The organism is Kaustia mangrovi, assembly GCF_015482775.1.
GTDB lineage: Bacteria > Pseudomonadota > Alphaproteobacteria > Rhizobiales > Im1 > Kaustia > Kaustia mangrovi.
The window spans coordinates 3,296,263-3,317,771 of sequence record NZ_CP058214.1; the positions used below are offsets into that span (position 1 = coordinate 3,296,263).

The 21,509-nt window shown below is 67.9% G+C and carries 21 protein-coding genes; 19 read left to right on the forward strand and 2 right to left on the reverse strand.

All coding sequences use genetic code 11. The features are described 5' to 3' along the window. Positions 1-91 precede the first annotated feature (91 nt). Positions 92-841, forward strand: coding sequence for a YebC/PmpR family DNA-binding transcriptional regulator (locus tag HW532_RS15350; RefSeq protein ID WP_213161299.1), 750 nt, complete (start codon positions 92-94; stop codon positions 839-841). A 69-nt stretch (positions 842-910) separates the two neighbouring features. Here the strand turns inward: HW532_RS15350 and HW532_RS15355 are convergent, their stop codons facing one another. After that, positions 911-1,654 (reverse strand): sulfite exporter TauE/SafE family protein, encoded by a 744-nt coding sequence (locus HW532_RS15355; protein ID WP_213161300.1) that lies wholly within the window; start codon positions 1,652-1,654, stop codon positions 911-913. A gap of 92 nt (positions 1,655-1,746) precedes the next feature. Continuing rightward, positions 1,747-2,241, reverse strand: a complete 495-nt coding sequence (locus HW532_RS15360) for an Lrp/AsnC family transcriptional regulator (protein WP_213161301.1) — start codon at positions 2,239-2,241, stop codon at positions 1,747-1,749. A 191-nt stretch (positions 2,242-2,432) separates the two neighbouring features. On the opposite strand from HW532_RS15360, the gene HW532_RS15365 reads away from it, so the two are divergent. The 18 genes from HW532_RS15365 (at position 2,433) to HW532_RS15450 (ending at position 21,479) form a co-directional block, all read left to right on the forward strand. Next, on the forward strand, positions 2,433-3,314 hold the full coding sequence (locus HW532_RS15365) for a DMT family transporter (RefSeq protein ID WP_213161302.1): 882 nt from the start codon (positions 2,433-2,435) through the stop codon (positions 3,312-3,314). A gap of 45 nt (positions 3,315-3,359) precedes the next feature. Continuing rightward, on the forward strand, positions 3,360-3,881 hold the full coding sequence (ruvC, locus tag HW532_RS15370) for a crossover junction endodeoxyribonuclease RuvC (protein WP_213161303.1): 522 nt from the start codon (positions 3,360-3,362) through the stop codon (positions 3,879-3,881). Next, positions 3,878-4,495, forward strand: coding sequence for a Holliday junction branch migration protein RuvA (ruvA, locus tag HW532_RS15375; protein WP_213161304.1), 618 nt, complete (start codon positions 3,878-3,880; stop codon positions 4,493-4,495). The genes ruvC and ruvA overlap by 4 nt, the downstream gene beginning before the upstream one ends. Next, positions 4,492-5,541, forward strand: a complete 1,050-nt coding sequence (gene ruvB, locus HW532_RS15380; protein WP_213161305.1) for a Holliday junction branch migration DNA helicase RuvB — start codon at positions 4,492-4,494, stop codon at positions 5,539-5,541. The genes ruvA and ruvB overlap by 4 nt, the downstream gene beginning before the upstream one ends. Beyond that, entirely contained in the window at positions 5,525-6,031 is a 507-nt protein-coding gene (gene ybgC / locus HW532_RS15385; RefSeq protein WP_213161306.1) for a tol-pal system-associated acyl-CoA thioesterase, read from the forward strand. The genes ruvB and ybgC overlap by 17 nt, the downstream gene beginning before the upstream one ends. A 286-nt stretch (positions 6,032-6,317) precedes the next feature. Then, complete coding sequence (tolQ, locus tag HW532_RS15390; RefSeq protein WP_213161307.1) at positions 6,318-7,025, forward strand: protein TolQ; 708 nt, start codon at positions 6,318-6,320, stop codon at positions 7,023-7,025. A 27-nt stretch (positions 7,026-7,052) separates the two neighbouring features. Then, on the forward strand, positions 7,053-7,505 hold the full coding sequence (gene tolR, locus HW532_RS15395; protein ID WP_213161308.1) for a protein TolR: 453 nt from the start codon (positions 7,053-7,055) through the stop codon (positions 7,503-7,505). 9 nt (positions 7,506-7,514) lie between these two features. Continuing rightward, positions 7,515-8,426 (forward strand): cell envelope biogenesis protein TolA, encoded by a 912-nt coding sequence (locus tag HW532_RS15400; RefSeq protein ID WP_213161309.1) that lies wholly within the window; start codon positions 7,515-7,517, stop codon positions 8,424-8,426. A gap of 27 nt (positions 8,427-8,453) precedes the next feature. Next, positions 8,454-9,803, forward strand: coding sequence for a Tol-Pal system beta propeller repeat protein TolB (gene tolB, locus HW532_RS15405; protein WP_213161310.1), 1,350 nt, complete (start codon positions 8,454-8,456; stop codon positions 9,801-9,803). Positions 9,804-9,982: 179 nt separating this feature from the next. Beyond that, a complete protein-coding gene (gene pal / locus HW532_RS15410; RefSeq protein WP_213164604.1) occupies positions 9,983-10,468 on the forward strand; it encodes a peptidoglycan-associated lipoprotein Pal in 486 nt (161 codons plus the stop codon). Between the two features lie 234 nt (positions 10,469-10,702). Then, entirely contained in the window at positions 10,703-11,881 is a 1,179-nt protein-coding gene (gene ybgF, locus HW532_RS15415; protein WP_213161311.1) for a tol-pal system protein YbgF, read from the forward strand. Continuing rightward, positions 11,841-13,235, forward strand: a complete 1,395-nt coding sequence (gene tilS / locus HW532_RS15420) for a tRNA lysidine(34) synthetase TilS (RefSeq protein ID WP_213161312.1) — start codon at positions 11,841-11,843, stop codon at positions 13,233-13,235. Before ybgF ends, tilS begins: the two co-directional genes overlap by 41 nt. Before the next feature lie 151 nt (positions 13,236-13,386). Continuing rightward, positions 13,387-15,315: an ATP-dependent zinc metalloprotease FtsH gene (ftsH, locus tag HW532_RS15425; RefSeq protein ID WP_213161313.1), complete on the forward strand. Its 1,929-nt coding sequence runs from the start codon at positions 13,387-13,389 to the stop codon at positions 15,313-15,315. A 367-nt stretch (positions 15,316-15,682) separates the two neighbouring features. Beyond that, a complete protein-coding gene (folP, locus tag HW532_RS15430; RefSeq protein ID WP_213161314.1) occupies positions 15,683-16,747 on the forward strand; it encodes a dihydropteroate synthase in 1,065 nt (354 codons plus the stop codon). A 68-nt stretch (positions 16,748-16,815) separates the two neighbouring features. Next, positions 16,816-18,165 (forward strand): phosphoglucosamine mutase, encoded by a 1,350-nt coding sequence (glmM, locus tag HW532_RS15435; protein WP_213161315.1) that lies wholly within the window; start codon positions 16,816-16,818, stop codon positions 18,163-18,165. 365 nt (positions 18,166-18,530) lie between these two features. Further along, entirely contained in the window at positions 18,531-19,208 is a 678-nt protein-coding gene (locus tag HW532_RS15440; RefSeq protein WP_213161316.1) for an outer membrane protein, read from the forward strand. A gap of 352 nt (positions 19,209-19,560) precedes the next feature. After that, complete coding sequence (locus tag HW532_RS15445; protein ID WP_213161317.1) at positions 19,561-20,142, forward strand: outer membrane protein; 582 nt, start codon at positions 19,561-19,563, stop codon at positions 20,140-20,142. Between the two features lie 161 nt (positions 20,143-20,303). Beyond that, complete coding sequence (locus HW532_RS15450) at positions 20,304-21,479, forward strand: phosphoserine transaminase (protein WP_213161318.1); 1,176 nt, start codon at positions 20,304-20,306, stop codon at positions 21,477-21,479. Positions 21,480-21,509: the final 30 nt, after the last annotated feature.

A 21,509-nucleotide genomic window follows, 5' to 3' on the forward strand; every position in this document is an offset into this window, starting at 1 on the left:
ACACACATGACAGACCGCTGAGACGGTTCGCGCCTCGTCGCGATCGGGGGTGGCGGCCCGTCGGACATGCGGCGAGACGAGAGGTCGAGGAATGGCTGGACATTCGCAGTTCAAGAACATCATGCACCGCAAGGGGCGCCAGGATGCCGCGCGCTCCAAGCTGTTCTCCAAGCTGTCGAAGGAGATCACGGTGGCCGCCAAGGTCGGCGGGTCCGACGTCGATGGCAATCCGCGCCTGAGGCTGGCGATCCAGAACGCCAAGGCGCAGTCCATGCCCAAGGACAATATCGAGCGCGCCATCAAGAAGTCGGAAGGCGGCGATTCGGACAATTACGAGGAGATCCGCTACGAGGGCTACGGGCCCGGCGGCGTGGCGGTGATCGTGGAGGCGCTGACCGACAACCGTAATCGCACGGCGAGCGCGGTGCGCGCCATCTTCTCCAAATATGGCGGCAATCTCGGCGAGACGGGCTCGGTCTCCTTCATGTTCGACCGGGTGGGCGAGATCGTCTATCCGGCGGATGCCGGCGATGCGGAGACCGTTCTCGAGGCGGCCATCGAGGCCGGGGCGGAGGATGTCCAGTCCGACGAGAACGGCCACATCGTCACCTGCGTCTTCGAGGACCTCAACGATGTCTCCCAGGGGCTCGAGGGCGCGCTCGGCGAGGCGCAGACCGTGCGCCCCATCTGGCGGCCGCAGACCAACACGCCGGTGGACGAGGACCGCGCGAGGACGCTCATGAACCTCATCGGTGCGCTCGACGACGACGACGACGTGCAGAACGTCTATTCGAACTTCGAGGTCTCCGACGAGATCATGGCGCGGCTCACCGCGGCGTAAGGAGAGGGGCCGGCCGGAGCGGCGTAGGTCCGCTCCTCTGCCCGGCGGTTTCTGGCAAGTCCGGACGCCCTATCTCAGCATCCCGTCGAAGACCGGCATGCTGGTGATCGCGGCGGCTGCGACCGCGGCAAAGGCGAGCCGGCGATAGAAGGCGGCCGAGGCGAGGCGGAACAGCCATGCGCCGACGAACAGGGCGAGCGCATAGGCCGGCGTGACCGCCACGACGAGTTCCGCCACCGCACCCGAGAAGAAGCCGTTCCACAGATAGGCGGCGAAGGTGGAAAGGCCCGTCACCGTGAAATAGACGATGAAGTTCGCTCTGAGCACGTGGGGCGGATTGGGCCCGCTCATCCAGAACACGATGACCGGCGGGCCGGCGACCTGGCTGATGCCGCCAAGCAGGCCCGATACGCAGCCGACGGCGAGCGAGGCGGCGACCGGCGGCTCGCCGCGATAGCGCCAGCCCGACATCAGGAGTCCGAGAAGCGCGAGCGCCAGCGCGCTGATCGCCCAGCGCAACGCCAGGGGATCGGCAGTGCCGAGGATCCAGGCGCCAAGCGGCGCGGTCGCCATGGCGGCAAGCGCCGTCGGCAGGATCTGGTACCAGCGGCACAGCCTGACGGCGTGCACGAAGAGCGGGAGGGTCAGGACGCCGCTCACGACGAGGAAGGCGGCAGCCGCCATGCGCGGTTCGATCAGGGCGCTCGCCAGCGGCATGAAGACGAGCGCGCCGCCGAAGCCCGCAAACCCGCCGACCGTGCCGGCCATGAGGGCCGCAGCGATCAGGACGAGCACATGCGGGTCGGAAAACACGGGGGGCAGGGCCTTTCGGGGCCTGAGACGGGCGGATCCTCCGTGTCCTCATAGCGCGTGCGATAGCCGGGCGTCCATGTGGCGTCCCTGTGTCAGGCGCGGGACGAGGGGACGGCCTGTGCGACGGGCAGGGGCCCGTCCGTCCTGACGGGCCGCATGGCGAAGTTGGAGCGGATATCCTTGACCATGGGCAGGCGCAGGAGCTTGCCGGTCAGCAGCTCCTCATAGGCGTCGAGGTCGGGCACGACGACCTCGGCGAGGAAGTCGGCCTCGCCGGAGATCATGTGGCAGGAGACCACCTCCGGCATGGCGAGGAGGGTTTCATGGAGCGCTGCTGCGTTCTCGAAGCTGTGCTTTTCCACGCGGATGTCCACGAAGACGGTGAGGCCCAGCCCCACGGCACGGCGGTCGAGCACCGCCCGATAGCCGCGTATCACGCCCATGCGCTCCAGCCGCTTCACCCGCCTCAGGCACGGCGAGGGAGACAGGGCGACCGTCTCGGCAAGCTCCACATTGGTCAGCCGTCCGTCCCGCTGCAGGGCGGCGAGGATGGCGAGGTCCTTCTGGTCGAGATCCGGTTTTGGCATGATCTGTCTCATTATAGAGAAATAAAGCAATATTATAGCGCATAAGTGAGATTCGCGAGGCCTTCTTTGCAAGGACCTGCCTGCAGGGTGTCCGCTATCGTTCGCCGCATCCCGGTAACGGAGGATGCGATGAATGCGATAACCGGTCTGCGCCGGCGCCTCGCCGGCGGCGAGGTCCCGGCACTGGCGGGGTGGCCGCCGCGCTGCTGACCGTGACGATCTGGTCGGGATGGGTGGTCGGCACGCGCCACGCCGTCACCTCCGGGCTCGATCCCGCAGCCGTCGGGCTGTTGCGCTTCGGACTGCCGGCGCTCGTCTTCGCGCCCTGGTGGCTGCGGCGTGGGCTCCTGCCGCGCGGCGTCGCCCCGTCGGCCCTGGCGATGATGGTGGCCGGCGCCGGCGCACCCTTCCTCATGCTGGCCGCAAGCGGCATGCAGTTCGCGCCGGCGGCGGATGTGGGCGCGCTTCTGCCCGGTACCATGCCGCTCTTCGCCGCGCTCATCGGCTGGGCGCTCCTGGGCGAGCGCCAGACCCGCCTGCGCGTTGCGGGCTTTGCCATGATCGCGGCGGGGATCGTGGCGATCGGCGGCGGCGCGGCGCTTGCCGGCACGGATGGCGCGTGGCGTGGTCACCTCCTGTTCCTCGCTGCGGCTGCGTGCTGGGCGGGCTACACCCATGCCTATCGCCGGACGGGGCTCACCCCCTTCGAGGCGGCGGGGCTGATCGGCATATGGTCGGTCCTGATCCTGCTGCCCGCCGTCTTGTGGGCCGGAGGCGGCGGTCTTGCCCGCGTCCCGGCGGCGGAGGTGTGGGGCCAGCTTGCCATCCAGGGCGGTCTGTCCGGCGTGGTGGCGCTGGCAAGCTACGGCTTCGCGGTGGCCCGCCTCGGGGCGACCGGGGCGGCCGCCTTCTCCGCCCTCGTTCCGGGCCTTGCCGCGCTCTTTGCCATCCCGTTTCTGGGCGAACTGCCGGGGCCTTGGACGATGCTCGGCATCGCGAGCGTGTCGCTCGGCGTGGCGCTGGTCACGGGCGCCATCGGACGAAACGGGAACACAAAAGCGGCAGCCCCGTGATTTCCGGGCTTGGGCCCGGTGCGGTGCCTCGTGTATTGAAACCCTATGACACAGGCACCGATTCGCATTATCGGGATCGATCCGGGCTTGCGCCGGACGGGGTGGGGCGTGATCACGGCGGAAGGCTCGCGCCTCGGCTATGTGGCCGGCGGCACGCTGAAGGCCGATGAGCGCCTGCCGCTTGCCGAGCGGCTCCTGAGCCTCCACGAGCAGCTCACCCGCGTGGTCGCCGAATGGACGCCCGACGAGGCGGCGGTGGAGGAGACCTTCGTCAACAAGGACGCGCGCTCCACGCTCAAGCTCGGCCATGCCCGCGCCGTGGCGCTCCTGGTGCCGGCGGCCGCCGGCCTGTCGGTGGCCGAATACGCGCCCAATGCGGTCAAGAAATGCGTGGTGGGCGCCGGCCATGCCGACAAGGACCAGATTCACCACATGGTCAAGATCCTCCTGCCGCGCTGCAAGCCGGACAGCGCGGATGCGGCGGACGCGCTCGCCGTCGCCGTCACCCATGCCCATCACAGGACAAGCGCGGTCGCGCGCATCGCAGCGGGGGCCGTCGCGTCATGATCGGCAAGCTCAGGGGCAATATCGATTCCTATGGCGAGGACTGGGTGATCGTCGACGTCAACGGCGTCGGCTATCACGTGGTCTGCTCCACCAGGACGCTCTCCCAGCTTCCCCCCGCGGGCGAGGCGGCGGTACTGGAGATCGAGACCCATGTGCGCGAGGACCAGATCCGCCTCTTCGGCTTCGCCACCGCGCTGGAGCGCGACTGGTTCCGCCTGCTCCAGTCCGTGCAGGGCGTGGGCACGCGCGTCGCGCTCGCCGTGCTCTCCACGCTCACCCCGTCGGAGCTCGCCAACGCCATCGCCATGCAGGACCGCGCGCTCGTCTCCAAGGCGCCGGGCGTGGGTGCGAAGGTCGCCCAGCGCATCGTGTCGGAGCTGAAGGACAAGGCGCCGGCGATCAGCCTCGCCGACCGGGGTCTCGTCGGGCTCGGCGTGGGAGCGGACGGCGGGGCGCAGCCATCGGCCGCGGCGGATGCGGTGTCCGCGCTGGTCAATCTGGGCTACCCTCAGCTGCAGGCCGGCCAGGCGGTGGCCGCGGCGACCGCGCAGGCCGGAGAGACGGCTGCAACGCAGGAGCTGATCCGGCTGGCCCTTAAGGAACTGGCGCCATGAGCGAGGAGCGACTTGTCGATCGCGCGGAGCGGGCGGGCGATGCCGCGGACACCACGCTGCGCCCGGTCCGGCTCGACGACTTCATCGGCCAGAGACGCGCCAAGGCCAATCTGAAGGTCTTCATCGAGGCCGCCCGCACGCGCGGCGAGGCGCTCGACCACGTTCTTCTGGCGGGACCTCCCGGGCTCGGCAAGACGACGCTCGCCCAGATCGTCGCGCGCGAGCTCGGCGTCAATTTCCGTGCGACCTCCGGACCGGTCATCGCCAAGGCCGGCGATCTCGCCGCCCTCCTGACCAATCTGGAGGAGCGCGACGTCCTGTTCATCGACGAGATCCACCGGCTCAACCCGGCGGTGGAGGAGATCCTCTATCCCGCCATGGAGGACTTCCAGCTCGATCTCATCATCGGCGAGGGGCCGGCGGCGCGCTCGGTGCGTATCGATCTTTCGCGCTTCACCCTCGTCGGTGCGACGACGCGGACGGGCCTGCTCACCACGCCCTTGCGCGACCGGTTCGGCATTCCGCTCAGGCTCGAATTCTACGAGGAGGCGGAGCTTCTCGACATCGTCACGCGCGGCGCGCGCATGCTGGGACTCGCCATGTCGGAGGCCGGCGCGCGCGAGATCGCCAAGCGCTCGCGCGGCACGCCGCGCATTGCCGGCCGGCTCCTGCGCCGGGTGCGCGATTTCGCCGATGTCGCCGGCGCCGGCGAGGTCGACGACAAGGTCGCCGACCAGGCGCTCCTCCATCTCGATGTGGACGGGCGCGGGCTCGACACGCTCGACCGGCGCTATCTGGAGTGCATCGCGCTCAATTTCGGCGGCGGGCCGGTCGGCGTGGAAACGGTCGCCGCCGCCTTGAGCGAGGCGCGCGATGCCATCGAGGAGATCATCGAGCCGTTCCTGATCCAGCAGGGCTTCGTCAACCGCACCCCGCGCGGCCGGCTCCTGACGCCGGTCGCTTTCGCCCATCTGGGGCTGGCGGTACCGGGGCGGCTGGAGACCATGCAGGGCGAATTGTTCCGGGGCGATGGCAACGAGCAGTGAACGCGACGCCGCGCCCGGCCGCTGGCCGGATCTCGCCGGGCGCATCGAGGGCAGGGTGCACCGCCTGCCGGTTCGGGTCTATTACGAGGACACCGACTTCTCCGGCTATGTCTACCACGCCAACTACGTGAAGTTCTGCGAGCGCGGCCGGTCGGACTGCCTGCGCCTTCTCGGTGTGCACCACCACGAGCTCGTCGGCACGGGCGGGCACGACTGGACCGGCTTCGTCGTGCGCCGCATGGAGGCGGACTTCCTCAAGCCCGCCCGGATCGACGAGGTGCTGGAGGTGCATACGAGCCTTGCCGCGCTGGGCCGCGCGCGCATCGTGCTCGACCAGCGCATCCTGCGGGGAGAGGACTGCCTGTTCACCGCGCTCGTGACTGCCGCGGTCGTCGACCGGCGCGGCCGACCCGTGCGCCTGTCGGCCGGGATGACGGCGGCGCTGGAGCGCATGCATCCCGACGGGCCCGGCGTGGACGGGGAGGGATAGCGCCGTCGCGGGGGCCGCATCCGCTCGGCAGGGACAAAGAGGCCCATTGCCCTTTTCGGCGCGGTGTCGTAACGCTCCCTTAACCATGGGCTGGTTGTGTGGGCGTCGGGTTGCCCGCGAGGGCGTGGCATCCCGTGAGTGCCCGGCAGTCCGGCCGGCGTCGGCAGATGCCCCGGAACGCCGCAGTTTCGACATGTTTGTAGGCATTGTTTCGCCGCCGACGCGCATGGTTCAGTATGGCGGGGCGCCAGAGGGGCTGGCCCCGGATTAACACTCAGAGGAGTTCATGGAAGTCGAGCTCGCTCAGGGCGTGGCCCAGCAGGCCGATTACTCGATGATCGGTCTATTTCTCCAGGCGCATATCGTCGTCAAGATCGTGATGATCGGGCTGTTGCTCGCCTCGGTCTGGACGTGGGCGATCGTGTTCGAGAAATTCACCCTGGTCGCGCGGGCACGCCGCGATGCCGACCAGTTCGAGCAGATGTTTTGGTCCGGCCAGTCGCTGGAGGATCTCTATCTCACGCTCGGTCCGCGCAACAACCGGTCCTGCGCGGCCCTGTTCATGGCCGCGATGCGGGAATGGAAACGCAGCCAGGAAAGCGCCGTGCGCTCCGGCTTCGCGGGCGTCCAGAAGCGCATCGAGAAGGTGATGGAGGTCCAGCTCCAGAAGGAGATGGCCCGGCTCGAGCGCCGGCTGCTGTTCCTGGCCACGGTCGGCTCGACGGCGCCGTTCATCGGCCTGTTCGGTACGGTCTGGGGCATCATGAACAGCTTCCAGGCGATCGCGGTGTCGAAGAACACCAATCTCGCCGTGGTCGCGCCCGGCATCGCGGAGGCGCTGGCCGCCACCGCGCTCGGCCTGCTCGCGGCGATCCCGGCGGTCATCTTCTACAACAAGTTCTCCACCGATCTCTCCCGCATCGGCGCGAGGCTGGAGAACTTCGCGGACGAATTCTCCGCGATCATCTCCCGCCAGCTCGACGAGCGGGGCTGATCGCACAACGGCAGCGAGGCGACGGCAATGGCAGTCGGCGTGGGTCACTTCAACGGCGGAAACGGGCGGCGCGGCCGCAAGCGCAACGGCTATGTGCCGATGGCGGAGATCAACGTCACGCCATTCGTGGACGTGATGCTGGTGCTGCTCATCATCTTCATGGTGGCCGCCCCCCTGCTCACCGTCGGCGTGCCGATCGAGCTGCCGGAGACGCAGGCCAAGGCCCTGGAGGGCGACAAGGAGCCGCTCACCGTGACGGTCAGCCCGGAAGGCCAGATCTTCCTGCAGGAGACCGAGGTCGACCTCGACACGCTCGTGCCGAAATTGATTGCGATAACGGACAGCGGCTACGATGAGCGTATCTATGTTCGCGGCGACAGGAACGTGAACTACGGAACCGTGATGCAGGTCATGGGCGCCATGAACGCTGCGGGGTTCAGGCGGATCGGACTGGTGACCGATTCCGAGGACAAGCGGTAGTATGCCGGAATGCGCTGGAGCCTACTGGTCTCGTTCCTCCTACACACGGCGATCCTGATTTCCGCCGTGATCGTCCTGCCGTCTCCGGATGCCTCCCTGACGGAGGATACCGCCTCCATTCCCGTGGAACTGGTGACGCTCGACGACGTTACCAGGCTGCAGGCGATGCAGAAGGAGACGGAGGAGGCGCCGAAGCCGGAGGAGAAGCCCGCACCGCCGGAGCCGAAGAAGGTCGAGACACCCGAGCCCAAGCCGGCACCGGAGCCTGAGAAGGCGGCGCCCAAGCCAGCTCCGGAACCTGAGCCAGAGCCCGAGCAGGCCGAAGCCCAGCCGGAACCGGAGCCCGCGCCCGAACCTGCGCCGGCCCCCGAGCCCGCGCCGGAGAAGGCGCCGGAGCCGGAGACGCAGGCCAAGCCCGTGCCGAAGCCGCGCACCAAGCCGAAGCCGCCCCCGCAACTCGCCCAGAAGACGCCGGAGCCCAGGGACGATTTCAATCCCGACGAGATCTCCGCGTTGCTGAACAAGCTGCCGGACCAGGAGCAGGCTTCGCCGCAACCCTCCGATACGGCCGGAACGCCGATCCAGGGGCCGGCGGATGTGAGCGGGCAGGACAACCAGATCACGGCCAACGAGGTGGAATGGCTGCGCCGCCAGATCTCGCGGTGCTGGACGCCGCCGCCCGGCCTCACCGCGGCGCCCAACCTGGTCGTTCGCCTGCAGTTTTCGATGGAGCGGAATGGGGCGGTCACCGGCCAGCCCCAGCTGCTGAACAGCGATCCCGCTCCCCAGTTCCCGGCGGCCGCCGATGCCGCCATCCGTGCCGTGCTCGCATGTCAGCCCTACGACATGCCGGCGGAGAAGTACGAGTCCTGGCGGGAAGTGATCCTTAACTTCGATCCGAGCAAGATGTACGGCACCTGATCTGTCAACGAGACGAGCCAAAGACCCATGCCTCACTATTTCAGGGATCTCAGCAGGACGGCGTGCCGCCTCGTGCTTTTCGCGCTCCTGCCGCTGATTGCCGTTGCGGGCCTTGCAACCCCGGCGCGCGCGGTGATCGAGCTCGACATCACCAAGGGCCAGATCGAGCCGATGCCGATCGCGATCACCAATTTCGTCGGCTCCGGCGAGGAGGCGGGCCGCTACGGCGTGGATATCGCCGCCGTCGTCTCTGCGGACCTGAAGCGCTCGGGGCTGTTCCGCCCGCTGCCGCGCGAGGCCTTCATCGAGACCGTCTCCAATTTCGACCAGGCGCCGCGCTTCGGCGACTGGCGCATCATTCAGGCGCAGGCTCTCGTGACGGGGCGCGTGACCGTCCTGCCCGACGGTCGGCTGCGCGCGGAGTTCCGACTGTGGGACGTCTATGCCCAGCAGCAGATGGTCGGGCTGCAATTCGTCACCACGCCGCGCAACTGGCGGCGCATCGGCCATCTCATTGCCGATGCGGTCTATGAGCGGCTGACCGGCGAGAAGGGCTATTTCGACACCCGCATCGTGTTCATCGACGAGAGCGGGCCGAAGGACAAGCGCGTCAAGCGGCTGGCACTGATGGACCAGGACGGGGAGAATCTGCGCTATCTCTCCGACGGGCAGAGCCTCGTGCTCACCCCGCGCTTCAGCCCCAATTCCCAGGAGATCACCTACGTCTCCTATGCGGGCGGGCGGCCGCGCGTCTATCTCTACAATATCGAGACCGGCCAGAGGGAGATCGTGGGCGTGTTCCCCACCATGACCTTCGCGCCGCGCTTCTCGCCCGACGGCCAGCATGTGATCCTGAGCCTGCAGCAGGGCGGCAATTCCGACATCTACACGATGGACCTGCGCAGCCGGGAGACGCGCCAGCTCACCGATACGCCCTCCATCGAGACGGCGCCGAGCTATTCGCCCGACGGGCGCCAGGTCACCTTCGAGTCCGACCGCGAGGGCAGCCAGCAGATCTATGTCATGAATGCCGACGGTTCGGGCCAGCAGCGCATCTCGGCGGGGCGGGGCCGCTACTCCACCCCGGTCTGGTCGCCGCGCGGCGACCTCATCGCCTTCACCAAGCTTCTGAACGGCCGGTTCCTGATCGGCGTGATGCGCCCCGACGGCACCGGTGAGAGAATATTAACCGAAGGCTTTCACAATGAGGGACCGACTTGGGCGCCCAATGGACGCGTCATCATGTTCTTCCGGGACACGCCGGGGGAGCGGGGAGGACCGAGGCTCTGGACGGTCGATCTCACCGGCTATAACGAACAGCAGGTGCCGACGCCGAACTTTGCTTCCGATCCCTCCTGGTCGGCCTTGCTGAAATAGGGGCCAGGCGGTATTAACCGGAACGCCGGTGGACCGAGGTTTTGAAGAGGGCTGAGCTGGGCGACGAGGATAAAGGCCCGGGGCAATCGTGAAAGCGGGCGAGGTGGGCCTGAGGCGCGGCCATACCGACCCGGATTGCTTTGCGGTCGGACAATGTTTTCAAGGAGTGGGACCTCATGATGCGTCATATTGCGAAGCTCAAATTCGCGGCAATTGTCTTCGGCATGCTCGCGGTTGCGGCTTGTTCGTCGTCCGACCGGCCCGACCTGCAGCAGCAGGAAGCCGCCGTGCCGGGCTCGGAGCGCGATTTCGTTCTCAATGTCGGTGACAGGGTGTTCTTCACGACCGACGTGACGACCCTGTCGGACGAAGCCAGGGAGACGCTGCGCCGTCAGGCCGCCTGGCTGAAGCTCTACCCGCAGATCAAGGTGCAGGTCGAGGGCCATGCCGACGAGCGCGGCACGCGGGAATACAACCTCGCACTGTCCGCCCAGCGCGCCACCAATGTGCGCAACTTCCTCGTCTCGCAGGGCATCGACGCCTCGCGCCTGAGCACCATCGCCTACGGCAAGGAGCGCCCGGTCGCGCTGTGCGACGCGGAGTCCTGCTGGTCGCAGAACCGCCGTGCGGTCACGATCATCATGTCGGGCGCGGCCTCCGGGTGACGGCCGCCGCATAGCCGATGTCTTTCGAGCTTCGGATAGCGCGCTCCCTCCCGGGGCGCGCTTTTCCGCGTTCTGGGCCGGGCCGGCGAAGATGCCTTGATGTTTCCAAGGTTCTTCGCCATCTTCATGGCGCTTGAGACGCCGGGTGCACCCCGGCGGGGCGGTCTGCCGGCGATCGATCCGGCGACCGCCGGATCGGCTCCGCAATCTGAACGGGACGGCTGGAGGAGCTCCGTGGCAGCTCGACAATCGCCAAACAGGCTCGCGCGGCGCGCCGCGGCGGGACTGGCGCTGATGGGCCTGATGGCATGGGGCGCGCTCGCCCCGGCGCAGGCGCAGAACGCGCAGATGAACGCGCTTTACGACAAGATCATGCAGCTCGAGCGCAAGGTGGATGCCATGCAGCCGGGCGCGGCGGCTGGCGGCGGTGGCGCACCGTCCGGCGGTGTGGAGCAGCGCCTCGACAGCATCGAGCAGCAGCTTCGCACGCTCATGAACGAGATGCGCAATCTCGACACGCGGATGCGTGCGCTGGAGGCCCGCCGCTCCGGAGATGCCGGGACGGGCGGAGCGAGCCATGCCGGCGCGCCGGGATACGGCGCGGACGGGCTCGCCACCGGCAGTGCCGACGGGATGGGCGGGCCGCTGGAGCTCGACAAGGCTCCGGGCGCCCAGGTTCTTGCGACCATTCCCCAGAGCGCCATGGAGCAGGAAGGCTCCAATCTCGGCTATGTGCCGCCGGAGAACGGCCGTCCGGCCACCGCGGGGCAGGACACGGTTTCCGGCTCGGGCCCGATGGTGCTCGGCGATGCCGGCAGCGGGGCGGGCAATTCGGGCTACTCCGGTTCGGGCTATGCAGGATCGGCCGACAACGGCTCGGCCTATAACGGCTCGGCGTCTGGCGGATCCGGCTATAACGGATCGGGCGGTACGGGCTCGGGCGCGTCGGCCCCGGCGGCCTCCGGCATGGGCGTCTCGGCGCTGCCGGAGCCGGTCGAGACGGCGAGCCTCGACAATGCGAGCACCGCGGGCACGGGGCCGGACGCGCTCTATGAGCGCTCCTACGAGAACCTGCTTCAGCGCCAGTACGGTGCGGCGGAGAACGGTTTCCGAACGTTCCTGAGCCAGTACGGCTCGAACGAGCTTGCCGGCAATGCGCAATACTGGCTCGGCGAGACCTTCTATGCCCGCGGCGATTACAAGCAGGCCGCCGAGGCCTTCCTCAAGGGCTACCGCAATTACGCCAAGAGCCCGAAGGCGCCGGACAGCCTGTTCAAGCTCGGGCTCACGCTGAAGCAGCTCGGCCAGACGAAACAGGCCTGCGCTACGCTGGCGCAGGTGGGCAAGGCCTATCCGAAGGCGACAAAGGTCGTTGAGCAGGCAAAGCAGGAAAGCACGCAGGCAGGCTGCTGACGCGGCGCTGCCCCTGACACCGGAGGAGACCGCGGCGCTTTTCGCGCCGTTCACGGGGACCGGCCATCTCGCGCTCGCCGTCTCCGGCGGGCCCGACAGCACGGCGCTCATGCTGCTGGCCGCGCGTTGGCGTGCGGCGCTTGCCGAAGCCGAACGTCCTCGGGTTACCGTGCTCTCCGTCGATCACGGGCTGCGCCCGGAGGCCTCTGGGGAATGCCGCACGGTCGCCGGCTGGGCGGATCGCTGCGGATTGTCTCACGAAACCCTGCGCTGGACGGGTGCGAAGCCTGCCAGCGGCATCCAGGCGGCGGCGCGCGAGGCGCGTTATGCGCTGATGACCGACTGGTGCCGCGCCCATGGCGCCTCCCTGCTCGCGACCGCCCACACGCTCGAGGACCAGGCGGAGACGGTTCTCATGCGGCTCGCCCGGGGCAGCGGGATCGACGGTCTGGCCGCCATGGCGGCGGAGACCGGACGCGGCGGCCTGACGCTTGCGAGGCCGCTGCTGGAGGTGGCGCGCGCAAGGCTGAGGGCGACGCTCGAGGTCGCGGGCCATCCCTGGATCGAGGATCCGTCGAACGATGACGAGACCTTCGAGCGCGTGCGCGTGCGCAAGGCCCTGCCCGGGCTTGCCGCCCTGGGGCTTACGCCGGAGGCGCTCGCCCGGACCGCGCGGCGCGCGCGAAAGGCCGCCGATGCGCTCGACGCGGTCGCCGCCGACACGCTGTCGCAGGCCGCCGTGCTCTGGGATGGCGGGTTCTGCACGCTCGACCGGGAGGCGCTGTTGCGGGCCGAGCCGGATATCGCGCAACGCATGATGCAGGCGCTGCTGGTGGCCGTCGGCGGGCTCGCCCATCCCCCGGCCCATGACGCGCTCGCGGGGCTTGCCGAATGGGCCGGCGGGGCAGAGGCCGGAGCGCGCACGCTCGCCGGCTGCCGGATCGCGCCGCGCAAGGGCCGGATCGTCGTGGCCCGCGAGGCCGGGCGGATGGGTGCGGCGGCGGTCGTGGCCGCGCGCCCCGGCGAGACGGTCTGGGACCGGCGTTTCCTGATCCGCCTCGGCGGTGGAACGGCGGTTGCGGAGGATGCCCATATCGCCCCGCTGGGCGCCGATGGGTGGGCGCGTCTGAGACAGCACGGGGATGTGCCGTCCATGCCCGCCTTTGTCGCTCACGGCCTGCCGGCCCTCTGGGACGGGCGGGCGTCTGCGCCCCTGGCCGTTCCGCATTTGCGCTATCTCAATGAAACGGCGGCGGGGACGGCGACGATGGAAGCGGAGTTTCTGGGCGGCCGCAGGCTTGCCATGCTGCCCCTGCGCCGGCTCGCCGTGGAGGGGCGCACAGGCGGCGTGTGAGCGCCGGGGGCGCTTGCGGAACCGGCGGCGGACAGCGTATCGTGCTTGGCAAAAACCCGCGCCCTTCCTATGTTAGAAAGCGAGCGTGCGCAGGGCACCGGAAAACAACCGAAATCGGCCGGTCCACAGGCTGGCGAGGTGAGGACGTTTCGTGAATAATTTCAGGAATTTCGCTGTCTGGGTGATCATCGCGCTGCTGCTGTTTGCCCTGTTTAACCTGTTCCAGGGTCCGACACAGCGCTCGTCGTCGAACGAGGTCAGCTATTCCCAGCTTCTCGACGAGGTCGACGCCGGGAAGGTGCGCGACGTGACGATCGCCGGCGACACGATCACGGGCCACTTCAACGACGGCCGCAGCTTCCAGACGCTCGCGCCCAACGATCCCAACCTGATCTCCGAGCTCAGGAACCGCGACGTCGATATCCGCGCGAAGCCGCCGGGCGAGGACTCTTTCCTCCTCAACGTCTTCATCTCCTGGTTCCCGATCCTGCTGATGATCGCCGTGTGGATCTTCTTCATGCGGCAGATGCAGTCGGGCGGTGGCAAGGCGATGGGCTTCGGCAAGTCGAAGGCCAAGCTGCTCACCGAGCGCCACGGTCGTGTGATGTTCGACGACGTGGCCGGAGTCGACGAGGCCAAGGAGGATCTCCAGGAGATCGTGGAGTTCCTCAAGGACCCGCACAAGTTCCAGCGCCTTGGCGGTCGCATCCCCAAGGGCGCGCTGCTCGTCGGCCCGCCCGGCACCGGCAAGACGCTTCTCGCGCGCGCCATCGCGGGCGAGGCGAATGTGCCGTTCTTCACCATTTCCGGCTCCGACTTCGTGGAGATGTTCGTGGGCGTGGGCGCGAGCCGTGTGCGCGACATGTTCGAGCAGGCCAAGAAGAACGCCCCCTGCATCATCTTCATCGACGAGATCGACGCGGTCGGCCGCCATCGCGGCGCCGGCCTCGGCGGCGGCAATGACGAGCGCGAGCAGACGCTGAACCAGCTGCTCGTCGAGATGGACGGTTTCGAGGCCAATGAGGGCGTCATCCTGGTGGCCGCGACGAACCGCCCCGACGTGCTCGACCCGGCGCTGCTCCGCCCGGGCCGCTTCGACCGCCAGATCGTCGTGCCGCGCCCCGACATCGTGGGTCGCGAGAAGATCCTCAAGGTGCATATGCGCAATGTCCCGCTGGCCCCCGATGTGGAGCCCAAGGTCATCGCGCGCGGCACGCCCGGCTTCTCCGGCGCCGATCTGCAGAACCTCGTGAACGAGGCGGCGCTGCTCGCCGCCCGGCGCGGCAAGCGTCTGGTCACGCAGGTCGAGTTCGAGGACGCCAAGGATAAGGTCATGATGGGGGCGGAGCGACGCTCCATGGTCATGACCGAGGAGGAGAAGAAGCTCACCGCCTATCATGAGGGCGGGCACGCGCTGGTCGGCCTGCACATGCCGGCTTCCGACCCGGTGCACAAGGCGACGATCATCCCGCGCGGGCGTGCGCTCGGCATGGTGATGCGCCTGCCCGAGCGCGATCACATCTCCGTCACCCGCGAAAAGTTCAAGGCCGATCTCGCGGTCGCCATGGGCGGTCGCGTGGCCGAGGAGCTGATCTTTGGGCACGACAAGGTCACCTCCGGGGCGTCGTCCGATATCAAGATGGCCACCCAGCTCGCTCGCGCCATGGTCACCCAGTACGGCATGAGCGACAAGCTCGGGCCCCTGAGCTACGGCGAGAACGAGGAGGAGGTGTTCCTCGGCCATTCCGTCGCGCGCCAGCAGAACCTGTCGCAGGAGACGCAGCGCGTCGTGGACGCGGAGATCTACACGCTGGTCGACGACGGCTACAAGCTCGCCCGCAAGATCCTGGAGGACAATATCGACCAGCTCCACGCCATCGCGAAGGCGCTGCTCGAATACGAGACGCTGTCCGGCGACGAGATCCAGGACCTGCTGAACGGCAAGCCGCCGGTGCGCGACACCACGATCGAGGACGATCCGGTGCCGCCGAAGTCGGCCGTGCCGGTGACGGGCGGCGGGCGCAAGGGCTCCGGGGAAAATCCCGATGCAGGAGACATGGAGCCTCAGCCGCAGGCGTGACGGCATCGTCCGAAGCCGGCTTCGGAGCACCGCGCGTCCGAACGGACATGGGACAAGATGCTGTGACACTTTGAGATCGATCGCCCCGCAACCAGGTCAGGTCGACTGACTGCGGGGCGGTCTTGAGATCGAGAGCCGGAGATCCGCCCAGGGTCTCCGGCTCGCTTTTATGTGCGAAGGGCGGCCGGGCTTGCCCATGCGATGGCACGGGGCGTGTGCCGGTGCTGATGGGATTGGACGGCAAAACACCAAACGGAATCGATTTCAGAACGATGATCTGCTCTATTTCGGATGGTTCGGGCAGGTGATCCGCGCGGCCGGGCGTGGCGGTGCCCTTGGGACAAGGCAAGGATGAGGTAGAGCGACAATGGGGGCATTGTACGTCAAGCCGATCGGACTGGTGTACGGGTCCGACGCCAATGAGGCGTTCGGCGCCGGCGTTGCGGGCCGGCTGGGTGGTAGCCATGCGGCGGGATTCACGAATCTGGAGGTGATCGAGCGCGATGGCGGGAAGGTGTCGACAAGCGTGCGCGCCTATGCCGACCTCGCCGCGTCCGGCGACAACACCATCGCCGGCTGGCTCGACCGGATCGAGCGTCCGCGCGCGCCGGTCGCCGGGCTGGATCCGGCCCGCCTGATCGTCATGGGTATCGTGAATGTGACACCCGACAGCTTCTCCGATGGCGGCGAGCACGGCGACACCGGCGATGCCATCGCCCACGGTCGGGCGCTGGTGGAGGCGGGAGCGGACATTCTCGACATTGGCGGCGAGTCGACGCGGCCCGGCTCCGATCCGGTCTCGCTCGACGACGAGCTCGCCCGCGTGTTGCCGGTGCTGGAGGCGCTGAAGCCCCTGGGTGTGCCGATGTCGGTCGATACGCGCAAGGCGGAGGTGATGCGCCGGTCGGTGGCCTCCGGCGCCATGATCGTCAACGATGTCTCCAGCCTCACCCACGATCCGGACGCGCTCGACGCGGCCGCCGCGCTCGACTGTCCGGTCGTCCTGATGCACAGCCTTGGCGAGCCGAAGACCATGCAGCAGGATCCGTCCTATGCGCATGTGCTGCTCGACGTCTACGACACGCTGGAGGGCCACATCCTGCGTGCGGAGGAGGCCGGCCTGCCGCGTGCGCGGCTGATCGCGGATCCCGGCATCGGCTTCGGCAAGACCTTCGATCACAATCTCCAGCTCCTGAACGGGCTGGCGCTGTTTCACGGGCTCGGCGTGCCCCTGCTCCTCGGTGTGTCGCGCAAGGCCTTCATCGGTGCGATCACGGGGGAGACGGTCGCGCGCCGTCGCGTTCCGGGCTCGATCTCGGCGGCGCTCGCCGGTATCTTCCAGGGTGCGCAGATCGTGCGTGTCCACGACGTGTCGGAAACCGTGCAGGCCTTGACGGTCTGGCGGCGCATCGTCGACGCTCGGCTGAACTGACGGGCGCGGCGGAACACGCTACTATCGTGCCGGCGGGCGCGAAGGCAACATCAAGGGAATGCGGGGCATTGAGAACCTATTTCGGCACCGACGGCATCAGGGGCAAGGCCAATAGCTGGCCGATGAATGCGGAGACCGCGCTCAAGGTCGGCATGGCCGCGGGCCGGCTGCATACGCGCGGCGACCATGGTCACCGCGTGGTGATCGGCAAGGACACCCGCCTGTCCGGCTACATGATCGAGTCCGCGCTCGTCTCCGGCTTCCTGTCGGTCGGCATGAATGTCTTCCAGTTCGGTCCTCTCCCCACGCCGGCGGTGGCCATGCTGACGCGGTCGTTGCGCGCCGATCTCGGTGTCATGATCTCCGCCTCCCACAATCCCTATCACGACAATGGCATCAAGCTGTTCGGGCCCGATGGCTACAAGCTCTCCGACAGCCAGGAGATCGAGATCGAGCGGCTCATGGACAACGGCCTGAACGAGGGACTCGCCGCCCCCGACAAGCTCGGCCGGGCCAAGCGCATCGAGGATGCCCAGGCGCGCTATATCGAGTTTGCCAAGGGCACCTTCCCGCGCGAGCTGCGCCTCGACGGCCTGCGGATCGTGGTCGACTGCGCCAACGGGGCCGCCTATCGCGTCGCGCCGGCGGCGCTGTGGGAGCTCGGCGCAGAAGTCATCCCCGTGGGGGTCGAGCCGAACGGGTTCAATGTGAACGACAAATGCGGCTCGACCGCGCCGGAGCTCGTCTGCGAGAAGGTGCGCGAGATGCGCGCCGATGCCGGCATCGCGCTCGACGGGGACGCCGACCGGGTGATCCTCATCGACGAGAAGGGCGCGGTCGTGGACGGCGACCAGGTGCTCGCCCTCATCGCGCGCAGCTGGGCGGAGGCCGGGCGGCTGACCGGCGGCGGCGTGGTCGCGACGGTCATGTCCAATCTGGGGCTGGAGCGCCATCTCGCCTCCCTCGGCCTCGACCTTGTGCGCACCAAGGTCGGCGACCGCTATGTGGTCGAGCACATGCGCGCCAATGGCCACAATATCGGCGGCGAGCAGTCCGGCCACATCGTGCTCAGCGATTTCGCGACCACAGGCGACGGTCTGATCGCCGCGCTGCAGGTACTGTCCGTCGTGGTGGCAAGCGGCAAGCCCATGAGCGAGGTCTGCACCCAGTTCGAGCGGGTACCGCAGATCCTGCGCAATATCCGCTACCGCAAGGGTGCCGGCGCCCCGCTCGAGCTGGCGCCCGTCAAATCCGCCATCGAGGCGGGCACGGAACGCCTCGGCACGGCCGGCCGGCTCGTTATCCGCCCGTCGGGCACGGAGCCCGTCATCCGTGTCATGGGCGAGGGCGACGATGCGGTTCTCGTGGAGACCGTGGTCGACGATATCGCCGCCGCCCTCGAACAGGCCGGCGCCTGACGCACGGGCAGTGCGCAACGCGCGCGGCGCCACCTTCCAGGGCCCTGCCGAACCATCGCCCGGGCGCTGTCGCCGTTTCCCTCGTCATGGGCGGTGAGACGGCCCGTTTCCCGACAGTCAAATCAGGCTGAGCAGCGCTCGCCGGGTCCGGTCCGGCCACACCTCTTGTTAACGTTAAAACAATTTTAACGAGTATCGTTAATAAAAGGCGAGCATGCGGTTGCGTCGCTCGCCGGTCTCTCCGCCCGGCAGCGCAGCCGTGTCCAAAGATGCACGGCTCGGGGCACGGGGGGCACTCGGAGCTCAGGCCTTATGCCGGCGGCAGCACCGCCGGAGACTCCCATGGAGAGCGAGGGGTGAACGTCATGAGAATCGTCAAACTGCTGGGCGGCGGTGCAGTCGCCCTGGTCACGATGGGGGCTGGGCAGGCCCTGGCGGCGGACCTGTTCCTGCCGCCGCCGCCACCCGAGCCGGCGGGCTGTCTCTATGCGCGCCTCGACGGCGCGGCACGCTTCCACGACAGGCCCAAGGTCACGAAGAATTCCGACGGCGAGGTCTACACGACCGAAGGCGAGAAGCTGAAGGATACGGGCGTCATCGAGGGCGGCATCGGTTGCGCCTTCACGGACAATATCCGCGCCGACGTGACCGCCGGCTATGCCTTCGAGAGCAAGCTGCGTAACAGCTACGGGGATCTCGACGCCGATCACTCCGCGCTGACAGGCTTCGTGAACGTCTATTACGACGTCGCCGATTTCGGCGGCGTGACGCCCTATGTCGGCGGCGGCATCGGCGTCGCCTATCACCGTCTGAGCGATGTCGACGCGCCGGCCGATTCCAGCGACGGCAGCAATGTCTCCTTCGCCTGGAACCTGCAGGCGGGCGTGTCCTTCGACGTCGCCCACAATGTCGCGCTCGATATCGGCTACCGCTATGTCAATCTCGGCCGGGCCAGGTCGGGCGGGCCGTCGGCATTCAAGACGAACGACATCGACGCCCACGAAGCCAGGGTCGGCGTGCGGATCGGCCTGCAGGGCTGGTAGGCGCCGGTCGGGACACGGGGGCCGCTCCGGCCCGATCCGTCTGACATGATGCAAGCCTCCCGCCTCCATGATGGGCGCGGGGGGCTTGTGCCGTTTCGGGGGAGGCGGTGCGAGGCCAAGCAGCGGGCTGCTCGCCGGCAACTCACTGTAACCTTTTGTAAACCCTGTATTGTTGCAAGGATGCAACGGACAGGCGATTGCGTGCTCCGATGCACTTTCTTGCCCCAATTGGGCCTTCATTGCGTCACGCCGGCCACCTACCTCTCAGGCTCAGGATTATCCGGATTTGGGCCTGTTGCCCGAAGGGCGGATTGCTCCCCGATCCGTCCAGATGACTGAGAGGAGTTGCGTTGTGAAAACAGTAAAGACAGCGATTGCGAGTGTCGTTGCGGTCGGCCTTCTGGGCGGAACCGCACTTGCCGCGGACATGCCGGCCTACACGCCGGAACCCGCGCCTGCCCCCGCACCGGTCTACGACAATAGCGGCTGGTATCTGCGCGGCGATCTGGGCTGGTCCTGGACCGATATGAGCGACCACCTGGAGAACGATGACAACTTCACCGCCGGCGGCGGCGTGGGGTATCGCTTCAACGACATGTTCCGTGCCGATATCACCGGAGACTATTCCGGCAAGTACGACATGGGCCCGGGCAAGTACGACGCCTGGACCCTGCTCGGCAACGGCTATGTCGACATTCCGTGGGGTTCGCTGATGACACCCTATGTCGGCGCGGGTCTCGGTTGGGGCTGGCTCAATGGCTCCAACGGCCTCGACGACGATGACGGCTTCACCTTCGCCCTGATGGGCGGCGTGGCCTTCAACATCACCGAGCGTGTGGCGCTCGATGTGGGCTACCGCTATCGCAACACGTCGATCGACGGTCCGAACTTCCAGGACCATTCGGCGCGCGCGGGTCTGCGGTTCAGCTTCTGATCCCGAAGGCTTCTCCCTCCCAGAAGCCGGGGCGGCATCCGGACAGGATGTCGCCCCCTTTCGTTCCGCTTCCCTGTTGACGGCACGCCGCGGTTCCACTATTCCCGTCCGTGGGCCACCCCTCCCCACCGAGGGGCCGCTGTCTGAAAGGGTAGCAAGACATGACAGACCAGACGAAACCGGCCATCCGGCCGGCTGTTCCGCTTTTTTCTTCCGGTCCTTGCGCGAAGATTCCGGGCTGGACCCCCTCTCTCCTCCAAAATGCATCGCTCGGGCGCTCGCACCGGTCGAAGGACGGCAAGGCGAAGCTCAAGCGCGCCATCGACCTGACCCGCGAGGTGCTGCAGGTTCCCGACAGCCATCTCATCGGCATCGTGCCCGCCTCCGACACCGGGGCGATGGAGATGGCGCTGTGGTCGCTGCTCGGCGCGCGCGGCGTCGACATGCTCGCCTGGGAAAGTTTCGGCAAGGGCTGGGTGACCGACGTGGTCAAGCAGCTCAAGCTCGAGGACACGCGTATCGTCGAGGCCGATTACGGTGCGCTGCCCGACCTCTCCGAGGTCGATTTCGCCCGCGACGTGGTGTTCACCTGGAATGGCACGACCTCCGGCGTGCGCGTGCCGGACGGTGACTGGATCCCGGCCGACCGGGACGGGCTGACCATCTGCGACGCGACATCTGCGGCCTTCGCCCAGAGGCTCGCCTTCGACAAGCTCGATGTCGTGACCTTCTCCTGGCAGAAGGTGCTCGGCGGCGAGGCGCAGCACGGCGTCCTCATCCTCTCCCCGCGCGCGGTGGAGCGGCTGGAGAGCCACACGCCCGCATGGCCGATGCCGAAGCTCTTCCGCATGACGAAGAACGGCAAGCTCAATGCCGGCATCTTCGAGGGCGCGACCATCAACACCCCCTCCATGCTGTGTGTGGAGGATTATCTGGTCGCACTCGACTGGGCGAAGGAGATCGGCGGCCTCGACGCGCTCGTCGCACGGGCGGACGCCAATATGGGCGTCGTTGCCGACTGGGTCGAGCGCACGCCCTGGATCGCCCATCTGGCGGTCGAGCCCGCCACGCGCTCCAACACCTCCGTCTGCCTGAAGCTCTCCGACGAGGCCCTGGCGGGTCTTTCGGACGAGGAGAGCAAGGCGATCCCGAAGCGCATCGTTGCGCTTCTGGAGGCGGAAGGCGCAGGCCTCGATCTCGGCGCCTATCGCGACGCGCCTCCGGGGCTCCGCATCTGGTGCGGAGCGACGGTGGAGCGCGCCGACTTGGAGGCGCTCATCCCCTGGCTCGACTGGGCCTATGCCCGGGCGCTTTCGGAGTTGCGCGCCGCGGCCTGACCGCCAGGCCCGGCTCCCCGCAACCGACCC

What these genes read in the sequence shown, in the direction of transcription:
- HW532_RS15350 (WP_213161299.1), top strand. Translation starts at nt 92, where the DNA reads ATGGCTGGACATTCGCAGTTCAAGAACATCATGCACCGCAAGGGGCGC.
- HW532_RS15360 (WP_213161301.1), bottom strand. Translation starts at nt 2,241, where the DNA reads ATGCCAAAACCGGATCTCGACCAGAAGGACCTCGCCATCCTCGCCGCC.
- ruvC (WP_213161303.1), top strand. Translation starts at nt 3,360, where the DNA reads ATGACACAGGCACCGATTCGCATTATCGGGATCGATCCGGGCTTGCGC.
- ruvA (WP_213161304.1), top strand. Translation starts at nt 3,878, where the DNA reads ATGATCGGCAAGCTCAGGGGCAATATCGATTCCTATGGCGAGGACTGG.
- ruvB (WP_213161305.1), top strand. Translation starts at nt 4,492, where the DNA reads ATGAGCGAGGAGCGACTTGTCGATCGCGCGGAGCGGGCGGGCGATGCC.
- ybgC (WP_213161306.1), top strand. Translation starts at nt 5,525, where the DNA reads ATGGCAACGAGCAGTGAACGCGACGCCGCGCCCGGCCGCTGGCCGGAT.
- tolQ (WP_213161307.1), top strand. Translation starts at nt 6,318, where the DNA reads ATGGAAGTCGAGCTCGCTCAGGGCGTGGCCCAGCAGGCCGATTACTCG.
- tolR (WP_213161308.1), top strand. Translation starts at nt 7,053, where the DNA reads ATGGCAGTCGGCGTGGGTCACTTCAACGGCGGAAACGGGCGGCGCGGC.
- HW532_RS15400 (WP_213161309.1), top strand. Translation starts at nt 7,515, where the DNA reads ATGCGCTGGAGCCTACTGGTCTCGTTCCTCCTACACACGGCGATCCTG.
- tolB (WP_213161310.1), top strand. Translation starts at nt 8,454, where the DNA reads ATGCCTCACTATTTCAGGGATCTCAGCAGGACGGCGTGCCGCCTCGTG.
- pal (WP_213164604.1), top strand. Translation starts at nt 9,983, where the DNA reads ATGCGTCATATTGCGAAGCTCAAATTCGCGGCAATTGTCTTCGGCATG.
- folP (WP_213161314.1), top strand. Translation starts at nt 15,683, where the DNA reads ATGGGGGCATTGTACGTCAAGCCGATCGGACTGGTGTACGGGTCCGAC.
- HW532_RS15440 (WP_213161316.1), top strand. Translation starts at nt 18,531, where the DNA reads ATGAGAATCGTCAAACTGCTGGGCGGCGGTGCAGTCGCCCTGGTCACG.
- HW532_RS15450 (WP_213161318.1), top strand. Translation starts at nt 20,304, where the DNA reads ATGACAGACCAGACGAAACCGGCCATCCGGCCGGCTGTTCCGCTTTTT.